This is a genomic window from Gordonia sp. GONU (assembly GCF_024733855.1).
In the GTDB taxonomy this organism is placed as follows: Bacteria; Actinomycetota; Actinomycetes; order Mycobacteriales; family Mycobacteriaceae; genus Gordonia; species Gordonia amicalis.
This window is the reverse complement of record NZ_JANRHB010000002.1, coordinates 150979-173466: the sequence shown is the minus strand read 5'-3', so window position 1 is coordinate 173466 and position 22488 is coordinate 150979. Positions and strand designations below refer to the sequence as shown.

The following is a 22488-nucleotide window of genomic DNA, read 5'->3' as shown; positions in this document are numbered from 1 at the left end:
CGACGCCCCCGGCCGGAGCGTTCCCGGGTGCCGGGCGGTTGCCACACGGTCGCGGGCATCGCATTCGCCTCGGGCGACGGGACGTGCGGGAGCCTGCAGAAGCCGGGCGGAGGTCACACCCGGCCGGTCTATACACTTCGCGCCATGGCCAAAGCTGCAGGCGGGGGCCCCGACAAGCCCTCCGGTAAGGGCGCCGCATCCCGGAACACCTCCCGGGGCGCCGCGTCCTCGAAGAAGCCTGCGTCCGGTGAGGCCGGATCGTCGGACGCCGACGTGAACGCCGCCGTCGTCGACGAGGCACCACCGAACTGGAAGAACGCGTGGCCGTTCTTCGTCGCCGCGGGTGTCGTCGCGCTCGTCGTGCTCGGGATCGTGCTCTCCAACATCTCCCGGCCGCCCGAGGAACGCGTCAGCGACGACGCGCTGGTCCAGTACGCCATCAACGACCTCTACACGGCCAAGAACGGCCCCGACTACGCCGAGTACCGCGCGAACACGTGCGATGCCGATCTGGACAAGCCCGGTTTCCCCGCCGAGGCGCAGTTCGTCGCGGAGAACCAGGCGTCGCTGGACCAGAACGGCCGCATCGAGATCCCCGAGATCACCGACCTGGTGGTCGACGGTGACCGGGCGACCGCGAAGGTCCATTGGCACTATAAGAACAAGTCCGAAGACAAGCAGGTCGTGGAGACGACCGTGGTGCGCGAGAACGGCGAATGGAAGGTGTGCTCCTCATGACCTATGCCGGCGACCTGACCCCGCGGGAAGCGTGGGAGAAGCTCGAGAACAATCCCGACGCGGTTCTCGTCGACTGTCGGACGCAGGCCGAGTGGTCGTTCGTCGGTGTTCCCGACCTCGAGGTGCTGGGCAAGCGGACGATCTTCGCCGAGTGGACGACGTTCCCCGAGGGTCGACGCAACGAGCAGTTCGTCGAGCAGCTGCGCAGTGCCGGGGTGACCGATGACCACGAGGTCATCTTCCTCTGCCGCTCGGGGCACCGATCGATCGGTGCGGCCGAGGCGGCGACCGCCGACGGAATCGGCAAGGCCTACAACGTGGTCGACGGGTTCGAGGGTGCCCTCGACGGGAACGACCATCGCGGCGCGTCTGGATGGCGAGCCGAAAATCTGCCGTGGAGGCAATCGTGAGTGCTGATCTGTCCGTGAGTCGTGAACTGCCGGAAGGTCTTTCGCCCGACACCATCGCCGTGCGCGGCGGCCTCGCGCGATCCGGGTTCCACGAGACCGCCGAGGCGCTGTACCTGACCAGCGGATACGTCTACGACTCCGCCGAGGCTGCCGAGCGTGCCTTCACCGGCGAGGACCAGCGGTTCGTCTACTCCCGGTACGGCAACCCGACCGTCCACATGTTCCAGGAGCGCCTGCGTCAGCTCGAAGGTGCCGAAGCCTGCTTCGCGACCGCCAGCGGAATGGCCGCGGTGTTCGTGGCCCTCGGCGCCCTGCTCAAGGCGGGCGACCGGCTCGTGGCGGCCCGCAGCCTGTTCGGCTCCTGCTTCGTCGTGTGCAACGAGATCCTGCCGCGCTGGGGCGTGGAGACCGAGTTCGTCGACGGTGAAGACCTCGAACAGTGGGAACGCGCACTGTCGAAGCCGACCGACGCCGTCTTCTTCGAGACCCCGTCCAATCCGATGCAGATGCTCGTCGACGTCGTCAAGGTGTCCGAGCTCGCGCACGCTGCGGGCGCGAAGGTGGTGCTGGACAACGTCTTCGCCACCCCGCTGCTGCAGCGCGGTCTCGATCTCGGCGCCGACGTCATCGTCTACTCGGGCACCAAGCACATCGACGGTCAGGGTCGCGTGATGGGTGGTGCCGTCCTCGGCACCAAGGACTACATCGACGGTCCGGTGCAGCAGCTGATGCGCCACACCGGTCCGGCGTTGAGCCCGTTCAACGCGTGGACGCTGGTCAAAGGCCTCGAAACGATGCGCCTGCGGGTCGACGCCTCGGTGGCCTCGGCACTGCGGATCGCCGAGTTCCTGGAAGCCGACCCACGGGTCCGCTGGGTGAAATATCCGTTCCTGCAGTCGCATCCGCAGTATGAGCTGGCCAAGAGTCAGATGACCGGCGGCGGCACCGTGGTGACCTTCGAGCTCAACGACCACGACGGCATCGACGGCAAGAAGCGCGCCTTCGAGGTCCTCAACGCGCTGCGGGTCGTGGACATCTCCAACAACCTCGGCGACTCCAAGTCGCTGATCACCCATCCGGCCACCACCACGCACCGCGCGATGGGGCCCGAGGGACGTGCCGCGATCGGTCTCAGCGACTCGGTGGTTCGCCTGTCGGTCGGGCTCGAGGGCATCGACGACCTGCTCGCCGACCTGGATCGGGCGCTCGGCTGAGCCCTCGCACGTTGGCTCTCCTGCCGGTCAGGCGTCGCGGCGGCCGTCGGCCGCCCGAGCCGGGCGCTCATGACGGAACCTGAGTACGGCGAGCGCAACCGCGATGGGCAGGACACTGACGGTCAGCATGGTGAGTCGCACGGCGTCGGAGAAGTCCGCTCCGAGGTCGAGGCCGCCCACCTGCTGCAGCAGGTTCGGGTCGTATCCGACGCCACCCGGACTCCGCGCCACCGCGCTGCGCGCGGCGTCCACGGCCTCTTGTCCCTGTGTCACCGTCAGACCCCGTTGTTCGGTGTCGGCGAGCCATTCACGATTGAAGAACGCATTCAGGAGGAGCAGGTACACGGTGGGCCCGAACGCGTAGCCCGTCATCCCGAAGGCCGTCTGCACCGAGGCCACTGTTCCGGACTGCCCACTCGGCGCATGCGAGAGCACCGTCTCCGACACGGATGTGGAACTCACCATCGACCCGAGGTTGTACAGCCATACGGCCATCACGAGCAGCCACAACGCCATGGTCGGGCTGACCGTGCCGGCCATGAGCAGCCCGGCGGCCGCCATGGTCGCGAGACCGGCGACCATCACCGGTCTCGGCGAGAACTTCTCCATCAGACTCCCGGACATGATCAGCGCGCCGGCGATCAGCAGTGAGCCGGGAAGGAACAACAGTCCGACCGTCCGCGGTGACAGCGCGAGCACCTTGCTGCCGTACTGCCCCAGGACGATGCTGAGTCCCGCGATCAGGAAGTTGAGTGTGAAGGTCGCTGCGAGCGCGACCGTGAACGTCCGGTTGCCGAACAGTGACAGATCCAGTGCCGGTTCGGGGGTGCGGCGTTCGTGGCGGACGAAGAGCACCGCGCCGAGCACACTGACGAGCAGCGGCAGCCAGGTCTGGGGCCGGAGCATACCGTTCTGCGCGGCCGCGAGTCCGATGACGAGGGTCAGGAGTGCCATCCCGATCAGGACGATGCCGATCACGTCCAGCTTCGCACGCTCCTGACGAGGCGACTCCGGGACGAACCTTGCCGTGAGCAGCATCGAGACCACGGCAAGCAGTGGTGCGACCAGGAACACGAGCCGCCAGCCGAGACCCGTCACGGCCCAGCCCGTCAGAGCGGGGAGCACCCCGCAGAGAACCATCTCGATGGCGACGAAGATGCCGATGGCCTTCGGTCGCTGCTCTTCGGTCACCGACGTCTTGAGGAGGGCCAGCGATACCCCGAGCAGCGCCGCCATGCCCAGGCCAGCCGCGACGCGCATCGCCAGGAGAAAGCCATACCCGGGCGAGAGCATGGCGAGCACATCGGCGACGGCGACCACGGCCAGACCCGACATCAGGAGTCGTCGGAGTCCGATCGAGTCGCCGAGATTTCCCGCGCCGAGGACGGACGCGGCCATGACCAGCGTCGACATTCCACCCAGCAATCCGACACCAGTGGGTGGGACGTCGAGTTCCCGGCTCACCTGCGGCAGATTCAGGCTCAGCACCAGTGGATCGATGGCCGTGATCGTGAAGGCCAGGGACAGCGCGAAGATGATCGGCAGAATGCTCGTCTGGGTTGTCGACCGCTCCGCAGGCACCCGCTACGCCTCCCTGCCCCTTCGCCCCGACGCTCATCGACTTTAGCGCCGACGTTCATGGTCGGAGGCGAGATTGCGGGAGGACGTGCTCACCGGAGGGTCAGTTCACGATGTCCGCGAGGGGGATACCGAGCGCGTTGAACACGGTCCGTAGTTTGAACTGCGTCTCGTCGAGTTCCGCCTGCGGGTCGGAGTGTTCGACGATGCCGCCGCCGGCCCATGTGCGCAGACTCCGGCCGTCGGCCGCGAGCTCGGCGCACCGGATGGCGACCATCCATTCGCCGTCGCCGGCGGCGTCGCACCAGCCGACCGTGCCCGCGTAGAAGCCACGATCGCCCTCGACCTCGCGGATGATCTGCGCGGCAACGTCACTCGGGGTTCCGCACACTGCGGGTGTGGGTCCGAGGAGTAGTGCGAGGTCGAGTGCGGTGACCGCCGGATCGCGCAGCGTCGCGCGGATCGGGGTGGCCAGATGCCACATCTCGCCGGTCGACTCGAGCTGTGGTGTCGACGGTGCGTCGACCTCGTCGCAGAGGTGCCCCAGGCGTTCGCGCAGATGGTCGACGACGAACGCGTGCTCGGCGAGATCCTTTGTCGACGCGGCCAACTCGTCGGCGGTTGCCCGGTCGACGGCCGGGTCGGCGGACCGTGGTGCCGAACCCGCGTAGGGATGGCAGGTCACGGTCGAACCCGACTTGCGCAGCAGCGCTTCGGGACTGGCGCCGAGCAGCCACGAACCCGAACCCGTCGCGGCGCCGAGGTCGACGCCGAAGGCGTTGTGCCCCGCGTTGCCGCCGGCGAGTGCGTCGAGCAACTCCACCGGCCGGATCCGCTCGTCGAGCACCAGGTCGACGCTGCGTGCGAGCACGACCTTCCCGACGTCGCCGGCGACGATGCGCTTGACCGCATGCGCGATGCGTTCGCGGTGCTCATCCCTGTCCGGGTGGCTCACGGTCGACACCGCTCGGCGCGACAGCGGCGCTCTCCCGGACAGGGGTGCCTCGCCGGTGCGGAGCCGCGCGGGAGCCACCAGCGCCGCGGGGTCGCGGACATCGAACGGGATCGCCCCGGTCAACGACCCGACCTCACCCGCCCGCAGCGCGGCGGACGCCTCGTCGACGTCGGTGAACGACCGGACCACCCCTTCGCCCCGCACGGTGCCGTGGGGGCGCGACAGCACGAAGACCTCACTCGATGACACAACAGCCAGGGTACAGGTAAGCCTGTCCTAACTTCGAATCACGGTGATCCTAAATTGACACCCTCGGGCGGGATCCGCGAACCTTGTCGCAGGTCATGAGTGCCAGTGACAAGCCCCGGCTCGCTGGTCGGCAACCCTCCTCCACGGTGGGGTGCTCCGGGTGACGACCTGGCTGCGTTCGATCCCGAACGCGGCAAGTGTGGATTCTCGAGGAGTTCTCGTCATGACTGCTGTGCTGTCGGCACCCGTCACACCCGCCCGTCCTGTCCGCGATGTACCGGTGTTCGCCGACCGCGGGCCGTTCATCCCCGCGCTCGCACCGGTCGTCGGCTCGGATGCACAGGTCCCCGTCGCCGGGCGCAGCGTCGGTTACGCCAATCTCGACTACGCAGCGAGCGCGCCGGCGCTGGCGTCGGTCGCCGCGCAGGTCGCCGGAGCCCTCGGCGAGTACGCGAGCGTGCACCGCGGTGCGGGCCACCTGTCGCAGATCACCACCCGCCGATACGAGGCCGCGCGTGAGACCGTCCGCGAGTTCGTCCGCGGCCGCGTCGACGACACGGTCGTGTTCACCCGCAACACCACCGACGCGATCAATCTCGCCGCCCACATCACTCCCGGCGACGTCGTGGTCCTCGACATCGAGCACCACGCCAACCTGCTGCCGTGGTGCGCACCGAAGAACGGCCGCAACCGGGCCCGCGTGGTCACCGCCTGCGACACGATCGAGGACACCCTCGTGGCGATCGACGCCGAACTCGCCTCGCAGCCGGCCTCGCTGCTCGCGGTGACCGCCGCGTCGAACGTCACCGGTGAGGTCCTCCCGATCGGCCGGCTGGCCTCCATCGCCCACCGCCGTGGCGCGCGCATCCTGGTCGACGCGGCGCAGCTCGTCGCGCACCGTCCCCTCTCGGTCGTCAGTCACGGCATCGACTACCTGGCCTTCTCCGGCCACAAGGCGTATGCGCCGTTCGGTGCCGGGGTCCTCATCGGCCGTTCCGACTGGTTCGACGCTGCCGACCCCTACCTCGCCGGCGGGTGCGCGACCGCCGACGTCGACCTCCCTCGCGGCGGCAACACCGCCGGCGCCACCTGGCACACCGGCGCTGCTCGTCACGAAGCCGGTTCGCCGAACGTGCTCGGTGCGGTGTCGATCGCCGAGGCGTGCACCGCGCTGGCCGAGCTGGGACCCGAGGCCATCGGCTTCCACGAACTCCGGCTCTGCGAACGGCTCGACACCAGACTGGCGCGCATCGACGGTGTGCGACCGCTGCAGATCTTCACCGACTCCACCGACCGCGTCGGCATCGCAGGGTTCACCGTCGACGGCGTCGCGCCGCGGGCCGTGGCGGAGTACCTGAGCGACGAGCACGGAATCGGCGTGCGCGACGGCAAGTTCTGTGCTCACCCGCTGCTCAAGCGGCTCGGTCATCCCGAGGGTGCCGTCCGTGCGAGCTTCGGAGCGGGCACCACCTCCGACGACATCGACCGCCTGCTCGACGCACTCGCTTCGCGCCGCGTCACCACGACCACCACCCGACCCGAACTCGACGAGGGGTACCCGGCATGACCATCGAATTCTCCACACCGCCCACCGCCGTCACCATCGGACGTCCGGGCTTCCAGGTCGCGGGCGCGGGAGATGCGGTGGCACTGACCTTCCCGATCGTCGTGCGTCGTGAGACGCTGCGGGACGCCCAGCGTGCACGCGCGCTGCTGCGGGCGGGCACCCACGACCAGGCGAACTTCGCGGTCGCCCTCGAGGTCGAGGTGGCCATCGCGCCGCACGCGGCGTCGGCTCGCGCCGCCGTCGAGCACGCCGGTACCTCCACCGACGACTCGGAGACCATCCGCTACGTCGGCACCACCCACGGTCTGATCACGCTGCTACGCGACATCTACGTCGCCGAGGTCGCCGACGCCGTGATCCTGGTCCCGATCGACGGTTCGGCCACCGACCGTCGAATCCGCGAGCAGGTGCTGCCGGTCTTCGCCGACGTTCGTCACCGCGTCGCCTGACGACGCCGGAGCGAAACGCAACGACCGCCGACGACAGCATGTGTCGTCGGCGGTCGGTGTACGACTCGTGAGGTGGCGTCAGCCTCGCGAGGGCTCGTTGGCCTCGTGGGGCTGTTCCGCGAGACGGGCGATGGCCTCCTGGGCGACCTTCTCGGCGGCCTCCCGGCCGACCCAACCGCCCGGCTGGACCTCCTTGCCGGGCTCGAGGTCCTTGTAGTGCTCGAAGAAGTGCGAGATCGGGCCCAGCTCGTACTCCGACACGTCGGAGATGTCCTTGATGTGGTCCCAGCGCACGTCACCGGCGGGCACGCACAGCAGCTTGTCGTCGCCGCCGGCCTCGTCGGTCATCGTGTACATGCCGACGATGCGGGCGCGCACGATGATGCCGGGGAACACCGACTCGGGCAGCAGGACCATCGCGTCGAGCGGGTCGCCGTCCTCGCCGAGGGTGCCGTCGATGTACCCGTAGTCGGCCGGGTAGCCCATCGAGGTGTACAGGTAGCGGTCGAGGTAGACCTTGCCCGTCTCGTGGTCGACCTCGTACTTGTTACGGCCACCTTTGGGGATCTCGATGGTCACATCGAATTCCACTGTTCCTCCTGGCAGTTGCGGATCGGGGGTGTGCTCGCCGGGCGGCCCAGATGGCCGCGCGTCGCAACAACGATACTGTTAGTCCGACGACCTCGGACTTCGTACCCCCGCAGTTCGCGGGTGCGGCGGATGTCCGGGTCGCTTACATCCGACATTTCGGCCGGGTGGTGCGCCGACCAGTGGCGTCGTCACCGTCGGTGTGCAGTTCGAGAGATCCGGAGGCTTCGTGGGCGCATCCACCAGACCCGCAGGTCGCGATGGCAGACCCCGCAGTCGCAAACTCCTCTGGTGGACGATCGCCGCAGTCGTGATCCTCGCGCTGGCGTCGACCGCGGCAGTGGTCGTTGCACTCCGGCTCGACAAGGAGGCCGAGCTGCCGCCGGGAATCCCGCCGCAGCCCGCCGCGATCTCCGTCGACCCGCGGATCGACCCGGTCGTCGCCTCCGCCCCGTCGCCGACGCCGGCCGGGGTGTCCCGAGCCATCGCACCTGCACTGCAGAATCCGGCGCTCGGCGTCCTGAGCGGCATGATCTCCGACTCGCTGACCGGCGAGATCCTGTGGTCGCGCAATCCCGACCGTCCGCGTATCCCCGCGTCGAACGACAAGGTGCTCTCGGCCGCCGCCTTCCTGGAGGCCATGCCGCACGACGCGCGGGTGACCACCACCGTCGTCGCCGGGTCCGACGGACAGGTGATCCTCAGGGGTGCCGGCGACCCCACGTTGTCGGCGCAGCCGGCCCGCGCGGACACCTTCTACAGCGAGCCCGGCCGCATCGCCGACCTCGCCGACCAGATCAAACAGGCCGGGATTCCGGTCACCTCGGTCGCGGTTGATCTCAGCGCCTTCTCGGGTCCGACGATGGACCGCACGTGGGACCGTCGAGACATCCAGGGCGGCGACATCGCCCCGATCGAGTCGCTGATGGTCGACGGCGCCCGACTCGAGCCGCTCGACGAGTACTCACCCCGCTCGGCGACGCCCGGAATCATGGCCGGGGAGGCGTTGGCCGCGGCGCTGGGTGTGGACGCACCGGTGACCGAGGCAACCGCACCCGCACCCGCCGGCGACCGCGTCATCGCGAAGGTCGAGTCCGCGCCCCTGGTGACGCGGGTCAACGACATGCTCCGCCACAGCGACAACGTGCTGGCCGAGACGCTGTCGATCGAACTCGCGGTGCATCGCGGTGGACCGGCGACCCTGGCCGCCGGAGTCGACGCCGTCGAGCAGGTCCTCTCCACCACGTTCCCCGACCAGTGGAAGGGCACCACGCTGGCCGACGCGTCGGGCATCTCTTACGCCAACCGCACCACCCCCGCGCTGCTCGACGCGGTGATGACAGCGGCCAGCGGACCCTCGCGGCCGGCGCTGCGACCAATGCTCGACGGACTGCCGATCGCCGCCGGCGCCGGCACCCTCACCGACCGTTTCCCGATCGCCACCACTCCGGGTGCCGGATGGGTGCGCGCGAAGACCGGAACACTCACCGGGGTCAGTTCGTTGACGGGCATAGTGCAAACGATCGACGGCCGCGTGCTGTCGTTCGCCCTGATGTCCGGCGGCACCTCGCCGGCGGACGCGAGACCCGCCCTCGACGCCGTGGTGGGCCAACTCAGAGAGTGCGGGTGCCGATGAGCATGCCTGGAACCGACAGCAAGACCGAGGTCGAGCCGGTGAGTGAGGACACTCGCCTGAGCATCGGGTCGCAGATCGACTGGCCGCTCGCCGCCTCGACCGCGAAGCGGCTCGTGCGGCCCGGCCCCAAGACCACGGCCTACACCTACGAGGCCGCGCAGGCCGAACTCGGCGACGCGGCGACTCGGGCGGAGGCACCGGTTCGCGAGGTCACCGGTCTCGCCGACGGACTCCGCATCCCGACGACCCGCATCCTCGACCGGCCGGGCTGGATCGACGCGGCCTCCGACTCGATGCGATCGATGCTGGGGGCCGACGCCGCCGGCACCGACGTGGGTTCGCACGGCTTCGCCGCCAAGTTCGGCGGTGTCCAGGCCGGGGGTCTGCTGGCCTTTCTCTCCACGGCCATCCTCGGCCAGTACGACCCGTTCACGCCCGATCCGGAGACCGGTGAACCCGGCGTGCTGATGGTCGTGACACCCAACATCATCAACGTCGAACGACAGCTCAAGGTCGTGCCGTCCGACTTCCGGCTGTGGGTCTGCCTCCACGAGGTGACCCACCGCGTGCAGTTCTCCGCCAATCCGTGGCTGCGTGACTACATGCAGGACAACGTCGCCGTGCTCACCTCCGAGACCGGTGAGTCGACCACCGAGATCGTCACGCGGATGACCAAGGCACTGAGGGGGTCCGAACCCCGTGAGAAGGGCATCATCGGCGCGATGCAGCTGCTGCAGAGCCCCGAGCAGTTCGAAGCCTTCCAGCGGATGATGGTCCTGGGCACGCTGCTCGAGGGTCACGCCGATCACGTGATGGACGCCGTCGGCCCGGCGCACGTCCCGTCCGTCGCCCGTATTCGCACCGCATTCGACAAGCGCCGTAAGGCCCCGCAGAACCCGGTTCAGCGCATCATCCGCGCTCTCATCGGCATGGATGCCAAGATCGCGCAGTACATCCGCGGCAAGGCCTTCGTCGACGAGGTGGTGGAAACCGTCGGCATGGACCGGTTCAACACGGTGTGGACCTCACCCGACACGATGCCGCTCCCGGACGAGATCGACACCCCGCAGGCATGGATTCGACGCGTGCTGTGACGCGGGTGGTCGCGGAATTCGCGACCACCTGGCTCGACGGGCCGCGCCCATCGGTCTGTGTCGGGCTGTCCGGCGGCGCGGACTCGCTCGCCCTGACGGCGACGGCCGTCGGCGCGGGACTCGACGTCACCGCGCTGGTCGTCGACCACGGTCTCCAGAAGGGTTCCGCCGGCGTCGCCGCCCGCGCCGCCGAGACCGCACGCGGACTCGGTGCGGACGCGCGCGTGCTCGAGGTCAGGGTCGGGACCCGCGGGGGACTCGAGGCCGCTGCCCGGGACGCACGGTACGCGGCGCTCGACGCCGCCCGAGAAGGTCGTCCGGTACTTCTCGCGCACACCGCCGACGACCAGGCCGAGACCGTACTGCTCGGACTCGCACGCGGTTCCGGGGCACGATCGATCGCCGGCATGCGGGCGTGGAAGGCGCCATGGGGGCGGCCGCTGCTGCAGGTGCGCCGGATGCAGACGCTGGCCGTGTGCACCGAACTCGGGCTGGCGATGCACCACGACCCACACAACCGCGACCCGCGGTTCACCCGGGTGCGGTTGCGGGCCGAGGTGATCCCGTTGCTCGACGACGTGCTCCGGGGCGGCGTCGTCGACGCGCTGGTCCGAACCGCGGACGGTCTGCAGGACGACAACGACGCCCTCGACGGCTGGGCGGACGCGGTGTGGGAGAAGGCCGGCACTCCCGCTGGTCTGGAGATCGCGCCGCTGCACGACCTGCCGAGGGCCGTGCGCACCAGGGTCATCCGACGCTGGCTGATCGACATCGGGGCGACCGAGCCGACGCACCGGGTCATCGGCGCGGTGGATCGGCTCGTCGTCGGGCCCGCAGCCGGGAGCGCGCAGGTGGCGATCGGCGGCGACCCGGGCGTCCGGACCGTCGTGGAACGTGTCGGCGAAACGCTGACGGTCCGCCTCACCAAGAGGTGAGACGGACCGTCGTGTCGTCGAATCAGTGCCGTCGATTCAGCGCATCACCGCTTCTTGGGCGGCGTGAACGGCGAGTTGATCGTGTTGAAGTAGTGGATCGCTGCACCGATCAGCGTGCCGCCGCCGCCGATGGCGAGACCGACGAGGCCGCCGACGGCGGCGGCCGGCGCGACTCCGGCGAGACAACCCACGACTGGCGCAGCGAGCTGCAAGACTGTGCAAGCGAATACTCCGCCGACGATCGCGCCGATGATCGTGCCGACCAATGACGAGACGCTCGTGCCCGCACTGAGCTGCTGCTGGAAGCGCGTCAGCGCCTGGTCGTCCCGCTCCTGACGGGTCTGAGGTGCGGCGACCTGGTGCCGGGCGATGCCGCGGACCTGCTCCACCTCGACGGGATTGACCGGAACCGAACGAGCCGCATCGCGCGACGGAATCAGCGTGACCCGGTTTCCGGCCTTATGTGCGTCGATCGGGAACTGGCGGTACTCCTTGCGATATGTAAGAGGCATACGGAACAGTTCCGCACCCGACAGGTTTCGAATCGACAGAACCCCGTTTTCGGTGCTCGCCGATGCATTGTGCAGTGCGAGAGTCAGTGAAGACGCATTCCACGATGCATCGTATGTGGGTGCGCCGCCCGGCTTCGGTGCGGCTTGGGCGGTCCCGGCGAGGGCTGTGATCGCAACCGTGGCAAGGGAAATGACAACGGCGACCAATGTGCGCGTGCGTGTGCGCGACAAGGCCCCGTCCTGTCGATCAGTTGACATGAAGGAAATCTTTCCGTGGAGGGGAGGTCCCCGAGTGGATGTCGGGCAACCGGGATCGATCCTATTCGCAGGGGCTGGATTACCCTGCATTACCCGGCGGTGACACACGGGCTGTTTTCACGTTCACAAACCGAGCACCGTAATAGTTCGGAAATGTTTCCGGAGTGGCCACTGTTACTGTTCGTTATCCCACTGTAATCGGATAACCCGGTGACCTGGCCCGCGATTAGTGTGAACAACTGACACTCGCGTCAGCCCGATGTCGGCCCGCAGTTCGCACCCGTCGTCCATGTGACCCGGGAAACATGACAAGCTGTGAAGGTGCAGTCCGCAGACCCCTATGCCGCTGACATCGATGCTGTTCTGATCACCGAGGAACAGATCCGGCAGCGCACCGTCGAACTCGCCCGGTCCGTCGCCTCCCGTTACGCCGAGATCGAGGACGACCTGGTCCTGATCGGTGTGCTCAAGGGTGCGGTCATGTTCATGACCGATTTCGCCCGTGCCCTGCCGATCCCGTCCCAGCTCGAGTTCATGGCGGTGTCGAGTTACGGGTCGTCGACCTCCTCGTCGGGCGTCGTGCGAATTCTCAAGGACCTCGACCGCGACATCGAGGGACGCGACGTGCTGATCGTCGAGGACATCATCGACTCCGGCCTCACGCTGTCGTGGCTGATGAAGAACCTCGCCACGCGTTCGCCCCGCAGCATCGAGGTGTGCACGTTGCTCCGCAAGCCCGAGGCCGTGCGGTCGCCGGTGCGCGTCGCCGACGTGGGCTTCGACATCCCGAACGAGTTCGTCGTCGGATACGGACTCGACTACGCCGAGCGGTACCGGGACCTGCCGTACATCGGGCGCCTCAAGCCCGCGGTCTACAGCAGCTGACCCGTCGGCGTCCACGCGACACCCGCGCGTCATGGCGGTGGATCTGCCGCGGGAACGGTTTCACCAGCGTGATCGTTGACCGGTAGCCTCAATGTGTACGTCGATGGGAAGGACATGGGAACGGAGTGGGCGCCGGGACTCGATCCCGCGCGCCGGTCGGACCCCCACCAACTGGCATGAACCGTAAGACAGTCTTCCGCAACCTCGCCATCCTGGCGCTCGTCCTGCTCGCCCTGTGGGGCTGGAGCGTGATGAGCAACTCCGACCGCGAGTACCGGGGCGTCGACACCTCCGTCGCGCTGGAGCAGCTGAACAAGAAGAACACCAAGTTCATCAGCATCGACGACCGCGAGCAGCAGCTGCGCATCGAGCTCAACTCCCCGATCAAGGTCAACGACGCCGACGCGGACAAGATCAGCACCAAGTACCCCGCGCAGGCCGGTGACCAGATCTTCGACGCGGTCCAGAAGACCGGCACGAAGTACACCACCAATGTGAACGAGCAGTCGGTGCTCTGGCAGATCCTCATCTTCGTGCTGCCGATGATCCTGCTGTTCGGTCTGTTCTTCTTCGTGATGAGCCGCATGCAGGGCGGTGGCCGCGGTGGCGTCATGGGCTTCGGCAAATCGAAGGCCAAGCAGCTGAGCAAGGACATGCCGAAGACGACCTTCGCCGATGTCGCCGGCGCCGACGAGGCCGTCGAGGAGCTCTACGAGATCAAGGACTTCCTCCAGAATCCGGCGCGCTATCAGGCGCTGGGCGCGAAGATCCCGAGGGGCGTGCTGCTGTTCGGCCCGCCCGGAACCGGCAAGACCCTGCTGGCGCGCGCGGTTGCCGGTGAGGCCGGTGTCCCGTTCTTCACGATCTCCGGTTCGGACTTCGTCGAGATGTTCGTCGGTGTCGGTGCCTCACGTGTGCGGGACCTGTTCGAGCAGGCCAAGAACAACAGTCCCTGCATCATCTTCGTCGACGAGATCGACGCCGTCGGACGCCAGCGCGGTGCAGGGCTCGGTGGTGGCCACGACGAACGCGAGCAGACACTCAACCAGCTCCTCGTGGAGATGGACGGCTTCGGTGACCGGTCCGGCGTCATCCTGATCGCGGCGACCAACCGGCCCGACATCCTCGACCCCGCGCTGCTGCGCCCCGGGCGTTTCGACCGTCAGATCCCGGTCGGCAACCCCGACATGGCCGGGCGTCGCGCGATCCTCAGGGTCCACGCCAAGGGCAAGCCCATCGATTCCGACGCCGACCTCGACGGTCTCGCCAAGCGCACGCCGGGCATGTCCGGCGCCGACCTGGCGAACGTCGTCAACGAGGCCGCGCTGCTCACCGCACGTGAGAACAAGCAGACGATCACCGCCGAGGCGCTCGAGGAAGCCGTTGACCGCGTGATCGGCGGGCCGCGTCGTAAGGGCCGGATCATCAGCGAACACGAGCGCAAGGTCGTGGCGTACCACGAGGGCGGCCACACCCTGGCGGCATGGGCGATGCCCGACCTCGACCCGATCTACAAGGTCACGATCCTCGCGCGAGGCCGCACCGGCGGCCACGCCCTGGCTGTCCCCGAGCAGGACAAGGACCTGATGACGCGGTCGGAGATGATCGCCCGCCTGGTGATGGCGATGGGTGGTCGTGCCGCCGAGGAACTCGTCTTCCACGAGCCGACCACCGGCGCGTCATCGGACATCGACCAGGCCACCAAGATCGCACGGGCGATGGTCACCGAGTACGGCATGAGCGCGAAGCTGGGTGCCGTGCGGTACGGCCAGGACCAGGGCGATCCGTTCCTGGGTCGTTCGATGGGAGCGCAGTCGGCCTACTCGGCCGAGATCGCCAGCGAGATCGACGACGAGGTCCGCCGTCTCATCGAGGCGGCGCACACCGAGGCGTGGGCCATCCTCACCGAGTACCGCGACACCCTCGACGTGCTCGCCACCGAGCTGCTCGAGAAGGAAACGCTGACCCGCAAGGATCTGGAGAAGATCTTCTCCGATGTCGTCAAGCGTCCGCGGATCACCGCCTTCAACGACTTCGGTGAGCGGACCCCGAGCGACAAGCCGCCGGTGAAGACGCCGGGCGAGCTCGCCATCGAGCGCGGCGAGCCGTGGCCTCCGCCGGAGGAGGCGAAGGTCCCCGAGCCCGTGGGTGCAGGTTATCCCGGTGGTGCGCAGGCGCCCGGTCAGGTGCCGAACTACCCGCCGCTCTATCCGGAGCCGGGTGCCCAGGGCGGGCCGGTTCCGCCGGCGCCGGGGAACCCGAACCCCCACTACCCGAATCCCCAGTACCCGAATCCCCAGTATCCGGGTCCGCAGAACCCGGGTCCCCAATATCCGAATCCGCAGTACCCGAACCCGCAGTACCCGAACCCGGGTCAGTCCACGCCCCCTCCGGGTGGCCCGTACACCGGTGGCACGCGGCCGGACTACGGTGCCCCGCGGGACTGGTCGGCGCCGGGGTGGCCACCGGAACAGTCCTCGACCGAGCGTCCCGGCTCCAACGGGACCAACGGCTGGGACCGGCGCGGCGAGAACGGGACCACCCGACCGGACAGTGCCGGTGAGGGTGAAAACGGGCGAAGCTCGTAAGGTTTGACGCATGACGATCAGCAAGGGGCACGACGCCGTGGTGGATGGGCACCGATCGGAGTTCGATCAGGCACGTGCCGAGGCCGCGGTCCGAGAGCTGCTGCTGGCCGTCGGCGAGGATCCCGACCGTGAAGGTCTGATCCGCACGCCGACGCGCGTGGCCAACGCGTACCGCGAGATGTTCGCGGGTCTGTACACCGATCCCGACGACGTTCTCGCCACCACGTTCGACGAGGACCACGACGAACTCGTGCTGGTGAAGGACATCCCGATGTACTCCACCTGTGAGCATCACCTGGTGTCCTTTCACGGCGTCGCGCACGTCGGCTACATCCCGGGTGAGTCCGGCCGGGTCACCGGCCTGTCGAAGCTCGCGCGGCTCGTCGACCTGTACGCCAAGAGGCCGCAGGTCCAGGAGCGGCTGACGAGTCAGATCGCCGACGCCGTCATGCGCAAGCTCGGGCCCCGCGGCGTCATCGTGGTGATCGAGGCAGAGCACCTGTGCATGGCGATGCGCGGCATTCGCAAGCCCGGAGCGACCACCACGACCTCGGCCGTCCGCGGAATCTTCAAGACCAGTGCGGTATCCCGCGGCGAAGCCCTCGACCTGATCACCCGGTGAGTCCGGCTGATCTCCCGATGACCCCGTCGGAAAATCGGATGACTTCGTCAAGCGCGGTCCCGGTCGGCGGTGGGAACCACCGCACGCTGGTGATGGGCGTCCTGAACGTCACGGCCGATTCCTTCTCCGACGGCGGCCGCTATCTCGACACCGATGCGGCGGTCGCGCACGGGCTCCAACTGATCGAGCAGGGTGCCGACCTCATCGACGTCGGCGGCGAATCCACGCGTCCGGGCGCCGTGCGCGTCGAACCCGCTCTCGAGGCGCAACGTGTCGCCCCGGTCATCGCCGCCCTCGCGTCGCACGGCGCCACGGTCTCGGTCGACACCATGCGGGCCGACGTCGCGTCCGCCGCCATCGAGGCCGGCGCCGCGATCATCAACGACGTCTCGGGCGGACGCGCCGACGCCGACATGGCACGGGTGGTCGCCGACGCCGGGCTGCCATGGGTCCTGATGCACTGGCGGCCCGCGGGCGAGAGTTCGGATCGCCGGTTCACCCATCGCAGCGGTGACGTCGGCGGATACCGCGACGTGGTCGCCGAGGTGAGCGGCGAGCTGCTGGCGCAGGTCGACGCCGCGGTCTCGGCGGGTGTCGACCCGGACCGCCTCATCCTCGATCCCGGACTCGGGTTCGCCAAGACCGCCGAGCACAACTGGGCGCTGCTGCATGCGCTGCCGACTTTCGTCGGACTGGGCTTCCCGGTCCTCGTCGGCGCCTCCCGTAAGCGGTTCCTCGGCACCCTGCTCGGTCGCGACGGCGTCGACCGACCGCCCGCGGGACGCGACGTCGCGACCGCGTCGATCTCGGCGCTGACCGCGGCGGCGGGGGCCTGGGGTGTCCGCGTCCACGATGTGGCGAGCAGCTACGACGCCGTCACCGTCGCCGAGGCCTGGCGTGCGGGTGGCTCACGGACCACGTTCCCGGCAGGAGGATCGCATGGCTGACCGGATCGAACTACGCGGACTGAAGGTCCGGGGCAACCACGGGGTCTTCGATCACGAACGCGCCGATGGCCAGGACTTCTTCATCGATGTCACCCTCTGGCTCGATCTGCGTGCCGCCGCGGACACCGACGATCTCGCCGAGACCGTCGACTACGGTGCACTGGCCCAGCAGGTCGCCGCGATCGTCGGGGGCGAGCCGCGCGATCTCATCGAGACGGTCGGTGCGGAGGTCGCCGAGACGATCATGGCCGACGAGCGCATCTCCGCGTGCGAGGTCACCGTGCACAAGCCGTCGGCGCCGATCCCGCTGACCTTCGACGACGTCGCGGTGGTGACCCGCCGTTCCCGGAAGGGCATGCGATGAGTCGCGCGGTGCTCTCGGCCGGCTCCAATGTCGGTGATTCGCTGGGCCATCTGCGGTCGGTGGTCGAGAGCTTCGCCGACGAACTCGTCGCGGTGTCCGCGGTGTACGCCACGCCGCCCTGGGGTGGGGTCGAACAGGACGACTTCCTCAACATCACGCTCATCGTCGACGGCCCGCTGAGCGCGCGGCAATGGCTCGACCGGGGTGCCGGTCTGGAGCAGGCCGCGGACCGAACCCGTGAGGTCCGCTGGGGACCGCGAACCCTCGATGTCGACGTCATCTCGGTGTCGGACACCGGACGCGTCGTCGTCGACGACGACCCGGTCCTGACACTTCCGCATCCGCGGGCCGCAGAGCGCGCGTTCGTGCTCATCCCGTGGCTGGAGATCGAACCGGAGGCCACGTTGTGGACACCTGACGGCGAGCGACCGGTGCGTGACCTGATCGATGCGCTCGATCCCGACGAGCGGGACGCGGTCCGTGCCGTTCACCGGCTCACCGATGGCCCGGTCGGGGGTGGCACGTCATGACCCGGCCCGACCCGCACCGCCCCGGGAAGGACGACGAGGAGACCGGCCTCGGTCCCACCCGCCTCCGCGACCTCGTCGTCATCGCCGTGGTCACCGCCGTCGCCGCGTGGATTCTGGTGCGGTACAACTACAACGACTTCCCGCCGCTGCCCCTGCTGGCCGGGATCGTGCTGTATGTGCTCGCCGCGCTCGAGGTCGTCATCGCGTTCGTCGTGCGGTCCCGGGTGGAGTCCCGCGACGTGGGTCGTGCCCGTGGACAGCTTCATCCGCTGACCGCGGCACGAGTGCTGGCCCTGGCCAAGGCATCTGCCATTCTCGGGGCGATCGCCGTCGGGGTGTGGACCGGTCTGCTGGCCTTCCTCCTCGGCCAACAGGATGTGGCGGCCGCCGACCACGATCGTCCCGGCGCGATCGTGGGCTTGATCGGCGGCGTGCTGTTGGTGTGCGCGGCGATGTGGCTCGAGTACTGCTGCCGGGCTCCCGACGATCCGCCCGCCGTCGGCGATTCGTGACATCGGCTCCGTGCGAATGGCGTGGGTCGGGAGCGGATGTCGCCGAGTGGACCGATCATGGGCGACATAACACGTCGCCGATATGAGAAACTCCGTACCCGCTTGGCCTCTGAATGTACTCACAGCGGGTAAGTTCACGATCATGACGACCTCGAACGGCCGTTCTGCCGACTCGCGACGCTCCAGTCGGTCGGCGGCGCAGTGGCTGCTCGGTCTGCTGATCGTGCTGGCTCTGGCGGCCAGCGTGCTGATGGTCTTCACCGACCGCCTGTCGATTCTCGGTTCGCTGGCGGTCATCGCGGCGCTGTGGGCGGCGGTCATCGGCGCCATCCTGGTGACCAAGTTCCGGCGTCAGGCCGAGAGCGCGGAAGCGAAGAGCCGAGACCTACGGCTGGTCTACGAACTGCAGCTCGAGCGTGAGATCGCGGCGCGACGTCAGTACGAGCTCGACGTCGAGACGACCATCCGCAAGGAGGTCACCGCCGAGTCCAACGAGGAACTCTCCGAGCTGAAGGCTCAGGTGCTTGCCCTGCGTTCGAGTCTCGAAATGCTTCTCGGAGAACCGCTTCCGGATCAGCGTGCCGCGCTGTCGAGTGAGAAGATGCGTGAGCTCGCCTCCGGATTGTCCGGGACCCACGCGGGTTCCTTCGGCGGCGTCCCGCCCTACAGCTCGGCCTACGACGACGACGGTCTGCTCGCCGCCCGCGACTTCGCGGCCACCGCGCCGACTGCCGACGACGGCCGGCACACCGAGTCGGTCGATCCGAACGAGATGACGGAGGTCATACCGGTCGTCACCGACGAGCCGATCTCCGGTCGCATCGCCACCGAGGTCCCCGTCGAGGAGGTCGACCAGCATCCCGCCGGTTCGGCGCCGTACACCGCGTACACCGACGAGGCCCCGGCAGCCGACACCTCCGTCGCCGAGGAGGTGTCCGATGCGGAGGTCGTCGACGACGCGCACGGTGCCGCCGAGTCGGGCGCCTACACCGACGAGACGCCGACCGACGAGTGGGCGACCGGTGCGAGCATCGGGCCCGAGGCCGGGTCTCGCGAGCCGACTCCGGCTCCGGCGGAGGAAGCGTCGGCGGCTTCCGACGTCGAACCTCCCGCGTTCCTCGCTGCCGGCGGTCGGCACGAGGGGAGTGCCGGACGCCCGGCCGCGGCGTACGGCGGTGGTCGACGCCGACGCGGTGCCGACGAGGACTCCGAGTCGGCTCATTCGGCCGGCCTCCCGGTCTCGGAGCTGCTCAGTCAGCTGCGGCAGCAGACCGGTTCGAGCGGCGGCCGCCGGCGCCGCGACAGCTGACGCCAGACGACGCCGATACGACGGATTTCTGCTCGTCAGAACCTGGCCGTGGCAGACGATTCACGGGATTCGTATCAGTTTCGTCATCCGGTCGGATCACTTCTGTGACATGGGTGCGAATTCGGTTCCTCGAAGTTGGACGATCGCCCTAGAATGCGGAAATGAGTGGCGCTCTGGCAGGCGGTACGCCCGGTCTGGTCGACCGGGCCGCCGCTCTTGCGCCCGTCCGCCACACCGATCGCGGCACGGCGGTCAAACGATCGCTGGTGAGTGCCTCGCTGTTCCTGCCGGTCCTCGCCTGGTGGCCGATGGTGTTGTGGCTGTTCACCTTCGACCCGCTCAACGAGACCCCGTTCCCCGAGTACTACGCGGACTACGTCGCCAACGGGCCCGCGACGAGTCTGATCCTGATCTGGGTGCTCACGGCGTTGATGCCCGTCTACATGGTCCTGGTGCTCGTGTTCTGGTCACGGAGTGTCGTCCGCGCGGCGTTCGCGGTCCCCATCGGGGCGATCGGAGCATTGGGTTTCTGGGGCGGTCAGATCCCGGTCCTGGTGAGGTCGGGAGACTACGGGATTCTCAATTTCTGTTCCGATCACATGCCGGCGTGGGTCGTGTTGCTGATCGTCGCGTGGTCGGTCGCACGTCGCCGACAGTTCTGGTGGGTGCTCGCGATTCCGGTCATCGCATTGCTCGCCGTCAACGCCTACGCGGGGTGGGCCGCGAATCCGGTGGACGCAATAGTGGACGGCACCGGCCACCTGCTGGGTGTGCCCGCGGCCAGGGTCCTCGACCCCTTCTCGCCGCGTTTCCGGTCGCCGTTCGACGATTCCGTCGACATCATCGCCGGTGTGGTGACGCTGTGGATCGTCGACGCGGTGTTCGGTGCGCTGTCGCGTCAGGGACGGCCGGAGCCGACGACGTACGACGAGCGGTGACCTCGCGTACGACGAGCGGGTTCGTCAGAATTGCAGGGCGATCGCCCGGCCGATGACGAAGCCGAGGAACGCGAGACTCAGCAGCATCCCCAGAACGGACAATGTCTGTGCCAGTCGCGCCGCCGACGAGGCACGGCCACGTCCGGCGAGATACCAGCCCGCGACGCCCACCGGAAGGCCGAAGCCGCCGACGAGGCTGAGCGGCACCGCAGCGATTCCGCAGGCCAGCGACGCCGTCGTGAGTCGCGCCGCCTCCGCCCCGGTCGGACGAGGGTCGATCACCACGAGGTCGCCGGAGGCCCGGATCATCGTCGACTCGAGGGCGGGGCCGGGGGCCGTCTGCCCCGGGAGTTCCGAATAGGCCGTCGCCGCGGGGAACCCGTGACCGTGTGAGGAGGACGAGGGCACCTGTCCGGTCTCGGCGGGGGCGGGATCCGATGGTCGAGTGATCGGTACCGCGGTGGTGCGCACCATCGCGGCCTCGGTCGGAGGCGAGGTGCCTCGGTTCCGCATCGTCTGGGTCTGCGGCGGAACCGGAGTGCTCCCTAACGTGTGGGCGCGGGACGGGATTGCTGCACCGAGGCGCCCGGCGGGGGCGGGGAAGAGGCCGGTGGTGTCGACCGCATACCGGAACTCCGCGGCGAAGGCGCCCGCCGAGGGTGGCCGGTCCGCGGGGTTCTTGGCGAGCCCGTGGCGCACCGCCTCGGACACTGCCGGCGGGAGGCCGGAACGCAGGGACGAGACGTCCGGTGGCGGTGTCGTGAGGTGATGGTGGATCATCATCATCGGCGTCCGTCCGGTGAACGGCACAGTGCCGGTGAGCAATTCGAAGATGCTGCACGCGAGCGAATAGACATCGCTGCGGGCGTCGAGCGTCTCCGCCGACAGTTGTTCCGGTGAGGAGTAGGGGAACGAACCGAGCACCAGATTGGCCGAGGTCAGCGAGGTTCCCCCGTCGGTCTGGCGTGCGATCCCGAAGTCGGCCAGTCGAATACGACGCTCCTGGGAGTCTCCGGAGTCGGATTCGGTTGCGCTGATGAGGATGTTGGCGGGTTTCACGTCGCGGTGCAGAAGGCCGTGTCGGTGCGCATGGTCGAGGGCGGCGCCGATCGAATCGCTCACCGCCGCGACGTCGTCGAGGGGGAGACCTCCGGGGGACGCCTTGACGAGAGCCGCCGCATCGGTCCCGGCCACGTACTGCATGGAGATCCACAGCCGACCGTCGACCTCACCGCGGTCGTAGACGCTCACGATGCACGGGTGGTCGAGCTGCGCGGCCAGGTCGGCTTCGCGGGTGAAGCGGGCACGGAACGTCGGGTCGTTGGACACGTGTTCGGCAAGGACCTTGATGACGTCGAGGCGCGGGAGCCGGGGGTGCTGCGCGAGGTAGACCGCGCCCATGCCGCCGGCACCGATCTTGCGCATAATCGTGTAACCGGCGAACTGAGTACCCGCTTCCAGGCTCATCTGCGGACTCCCTGAGGTCGGGCGTTGGAGCGATGACACGCCTCGGACGGCCTCAGAGTACGCCGGTTCGGGCCAGGTCACAGCGGGGTAAGTCGAGCGTCGGACGCCGGCGAGGCCGCCGCGCGACACCGGTGGAGGACCGT

The 22488-nt window shown here is 68.5% G+C and carries 22 protein-coding genes and 1 riboswitch; of the genes, 17 read left to right on the top strand and 5 right to left on the bottom strand.

Annotation, left to right across the window (positions count from 1 at the left end; all coding sequences use genetic code 11):
• Positions 1-144: 144 nt before the first annotated feature.
• The 3 genes from NWF34_RS02760 to NWF34_RS02750 are packed head-to-tail and all read left to right on the top strand — an operon-like array spanning position 145 to position 2362.
• Entirely contained in the window at positions 145-738 is a 594-nt protein-coding gene (locus tag NWF34_RS02760; protein WP_258324192.1) for a DUF4878 domain-containing protein, read from the top strand.
• A complete protein-coding gene (locus NWF34_RS02755; protein ID WP_006437783.1) occupies positions 735-1148 on the top strand; it encodes a rhodanese-like domain-containing protein in 414 nt (137 codons plus the stop codon). Before NWF34_RS02760 ends, NWF34_RS02755 begins: the two co-directional genes overlap by 4 nt.
• A complete protein-coding gene (locus NWF34_RS02750) occupies positions 1145-2362 on the top strand; it encodes an O-succinylhomoserine sulfhydrylase (RefSeq protein WP_258324191.1) in 1218 nt (405 codons plus the stop codon). The genes NWF34_RS02755 and NWF34_RS02750 overlap by 4 nt, the downstream gene beginning before the upstream one ends.
• A 27-nt stretch (positions 2363-2389) precedes the next feature.
• Here NWF34_RS02750 and NWF34_RS02745 read toward each other — a convergent pair whose 3' ends face one another.
• On the bottom strand, positions 2390-3943 hold the full coding sequence (locus NWF34_RS02745) for an MFS transporter (RefSeq protein WP_258324190.1): 1554 nt from the start codon (positions 3941-3943) through the stop codon (positions 2390-2392).
• A 100-nt stretch (positions 3944-4043) separates the two neighbouring features.
• On the bottom strand, positions 4044-5123 hold the full coding sequence (locus tag NWF34_RS02740; RefSeq protein WP_258324247.1) for an isochorismate synthase MenF: 1080 nt from the start codon (positions 5121-5123) through the stop codon (positions 4044-4046).
• 112 nt (positions 5124-5235) lie between these two features.
• A riboswitch (SAM riboswitch) is annotated at positions 5236-5350 on the top strand.
• A gap of 17 nt (positions 5351-5367) precedes the next feature.
• Between NWF34_RS02740 and NWF34_RS02735 the strand changes: the two genes are divergently transcribed.
• Complete coding sequence (locus tag NWF34_RS02735; RefSeq protein WP_258324189.1) at positions 5368-6711, top strand: aminotransferase class V-fold PLP-dependent enzyme; 1344 nt, start codon at positions 5368-5370, stop codon at positions 6709-6711.
• Positions 6708-7160 (top strand): hypothetical protein, encoded by a 453-nt coding sequence (locus NWF34_RS02730; RefSeq protein ID WP_258324188.1) that lies wholly within the window; start codon positions 6708-6710, stop codon positions 7158-7160. The genes NWF34_RS02735 and NWF34_RS02730 overlap by 4 nt, the downstream gene beginning before the upstream one ends.
• A gap of 78 nt (positions 7161-7238) precedes the next feature.
• Here the strand turns inward: NWF34_RS02730 and NWF34_RS02725 are convergent, their stop codons facing one another.
• The gene (locus NWF34_RS02725; RefSeq protein ID WP_258324186.1) at positions 7239-7751 is read right to left on the bottom strand and encodes an inorganic diphosphatase; all 513 of its coding nucleotides are present in this window, start codon (positions 7749-7751) and stop codon (positions 7239-7241) included.
• Between the two features lie 307 nt (positions 7752-8058).
• Between NWF34_RS02725 and dacB the strand changes: the two genes are divergently transcribed.
• Genes dacB through tilS form a run of 3 tightly spaced genes read left to right on the top strand, consistent with a single transcriptional unit; the run spans position 8059 to position 11413 of the window.
• On the top strand, positions 8059-9384 hold the full coding sequence (gene dacB / locus NWF34_RS02720; RefSeq protein WP_258324246.1) for a D-alanyl-D-alanine carboxypeptidase/D-alanyl-D-alanine-endopeptidase: 1326 nt from the start codon (positions 8059-8061) through the stop codon (positions 9382-9384).
• Entirely contained in the window at positions 9381-10478 is a 1098-nt protein-coding gene (locus NWF34_RS02715; RefSeq protein WP_024499386.1) for a zinc-dependent metalloprotease, read from the top strand. Before dacB ends, NWF34_RS02715 begins: the two co-directional genes overlap by 4 nt.
• Complete coding sequence (gene tilS, locus NWF34_RS02710) at positions 10457-11413, top strand: tRNA lysidine(34) synthetase TilS (RefSeq protein WP_258324185.1); 957 nt, start codon at positions 10457-10459, stop codon at positions 11411-11413. The genes NWF34_RS02715 and tilS overlap by 22 nt, the downstream gene beginning before the upstream one ends.
• 44 nt (positions 11414-11457) lie before the next feature.
• Here the strand turns inward: tilS and NWF34_RS02705 are convergent, their stop codons facing one another.
• On the bottom strand, positions 11458-12183 hold the full coding sequence (locus NWF34_RS02705; RefSeq protein WP_258324245.1) for a glycine zipper family protein: 726 nt from the start codon (positions 12181-12183) through the stop codon (positions 11458-11460).
• Positions 12184-12504: 321 nt separating this feature from the next.
• On the opposite strand from NWF34_RS02705, the gene hpt reads away from it, so the two are divergent.
• From hpt to NWF34_RS02660, 9 genes are all read left to right on the top strand, one after another.
• Positions 12505-13068 carry a hypoxanthine phosphoribosyltransferase gene (gene hpt, locus NWF34_RS02700; protein WP_024499383.1) on the top strand — a complete coding sequence of 188 codons (564 nt, stop codon included), beginning with the start codon at positions 12505-12507 and terminating at the stop codon, positions 13066-13068.
• Between the two features lie 176 nt (positions 13069-13244).
• Complete coding sequence (gene ftsH / locus NWF34_RS02695; RefSeq protein WP_258324184.1) at positions 13245-15656, top strand: ATP-dependent zinc metalloprotease FtsH; 2412 nt, start codon at positions 13245-13247, stop codon at positions 15654-15656.
• 10 nt (positions 15657-15666) lie between these two features.
• Complete coding sequence (gene folE, locus NWF34_RS02690; RefSeq protein WP_024499381.1) at positions 15667-16278, top strand: GTP cyclohydrolase I FolE; 612 nt, start codon at positions 15667-15669, stop codon at positions 16276-16278.
• Between the two features lie 38 nt (positions 16279-16316).
• Entirely contained in the window at positions 16317-17225 is a 909-nt protein-coding gene (gene folP / locus NWF34_RS02685; RefSeq protein ID WP_006437769.1) for a dihydropteroate synthase, read from the top strand.
• On the top strand, positions 17218-17589 hold the full coding sequence (folB, locus tag NWF34_RS02680; RefSeq protein WP_006437768.1) for a dihydroneopterin aldolase: 372 nt from the start codon (positions 17218-17220) through the stop codon (positions 17587-17589). The genes folP and folB overlap by 8 nt, the downstream gene beginning before the upstream one ends.
• On the top strand, positions 17586-18119 hold the full coding sequence (gene folK, locus NWF34_RS02675; RefSeq protein ID WP_258324183.1) for a 2-amino-4-hydroxy-6-hydroxymethyldihydropteridine diphosphokinase: 534 nt from the start codon (positions 17586-17588) through the stop codon (positions 18117-18119). Before folB ends, folK begins: the two co-directional genes overlap by 4 nt.
• On the top strand, positions 18116-18631 hold the full coding sequence (locus NWF34_RS02670) for a DUF3180 domain-containing protein (protein WP_258324182.1): 516 nt from the start codon (positions 18116-18118) through the stop codon (positions 18629-18631). Before folK ends, NWF34_RS02670 begins: the two co-directional genes overlap by 4 nt.
• 142 nt (positions 18632-18773) lie before the next feature.
• Positions 18774-19940 carry a DUF6779 domain-containing protein gene (locus NWF34_RS02665; protein ID WP_258324181.1) on the top strand — a complete coding sequence of 389 codons (1167 nt, stop codon included), beginning with the start codon at positions 18774-18776 and terminating at the stop codon, positions 19938-19940.
• 161 nt (positions 19941-20101) lie between these two features.
• Positions 20102-20878 (top strand): hypothetical protein, encoded by a 777-nt coding sequence (locus NWF34_RS02660; protein ID WP_258324180.1) that lies wholly within the window; start codon positions 20102-20104, stop codon positions 20876-20878.
• 24 nt (positions 20879-20902) lie between these two features.
• On the opposite strand, the gene NWF34_RS02655 is transcribed toward NWF34_RS02660, so the two are convergent.
• Entirely contained in the window at positions 20903-22345 is a 1443-nt protein-coding gene (locus NWF34_RS02655; protein WP_258324179.1) for a serine/threonine-protein kinase, read from the bottom strand.
• Positions 22346-22488 lie beyond the last annotated feature (143 nt).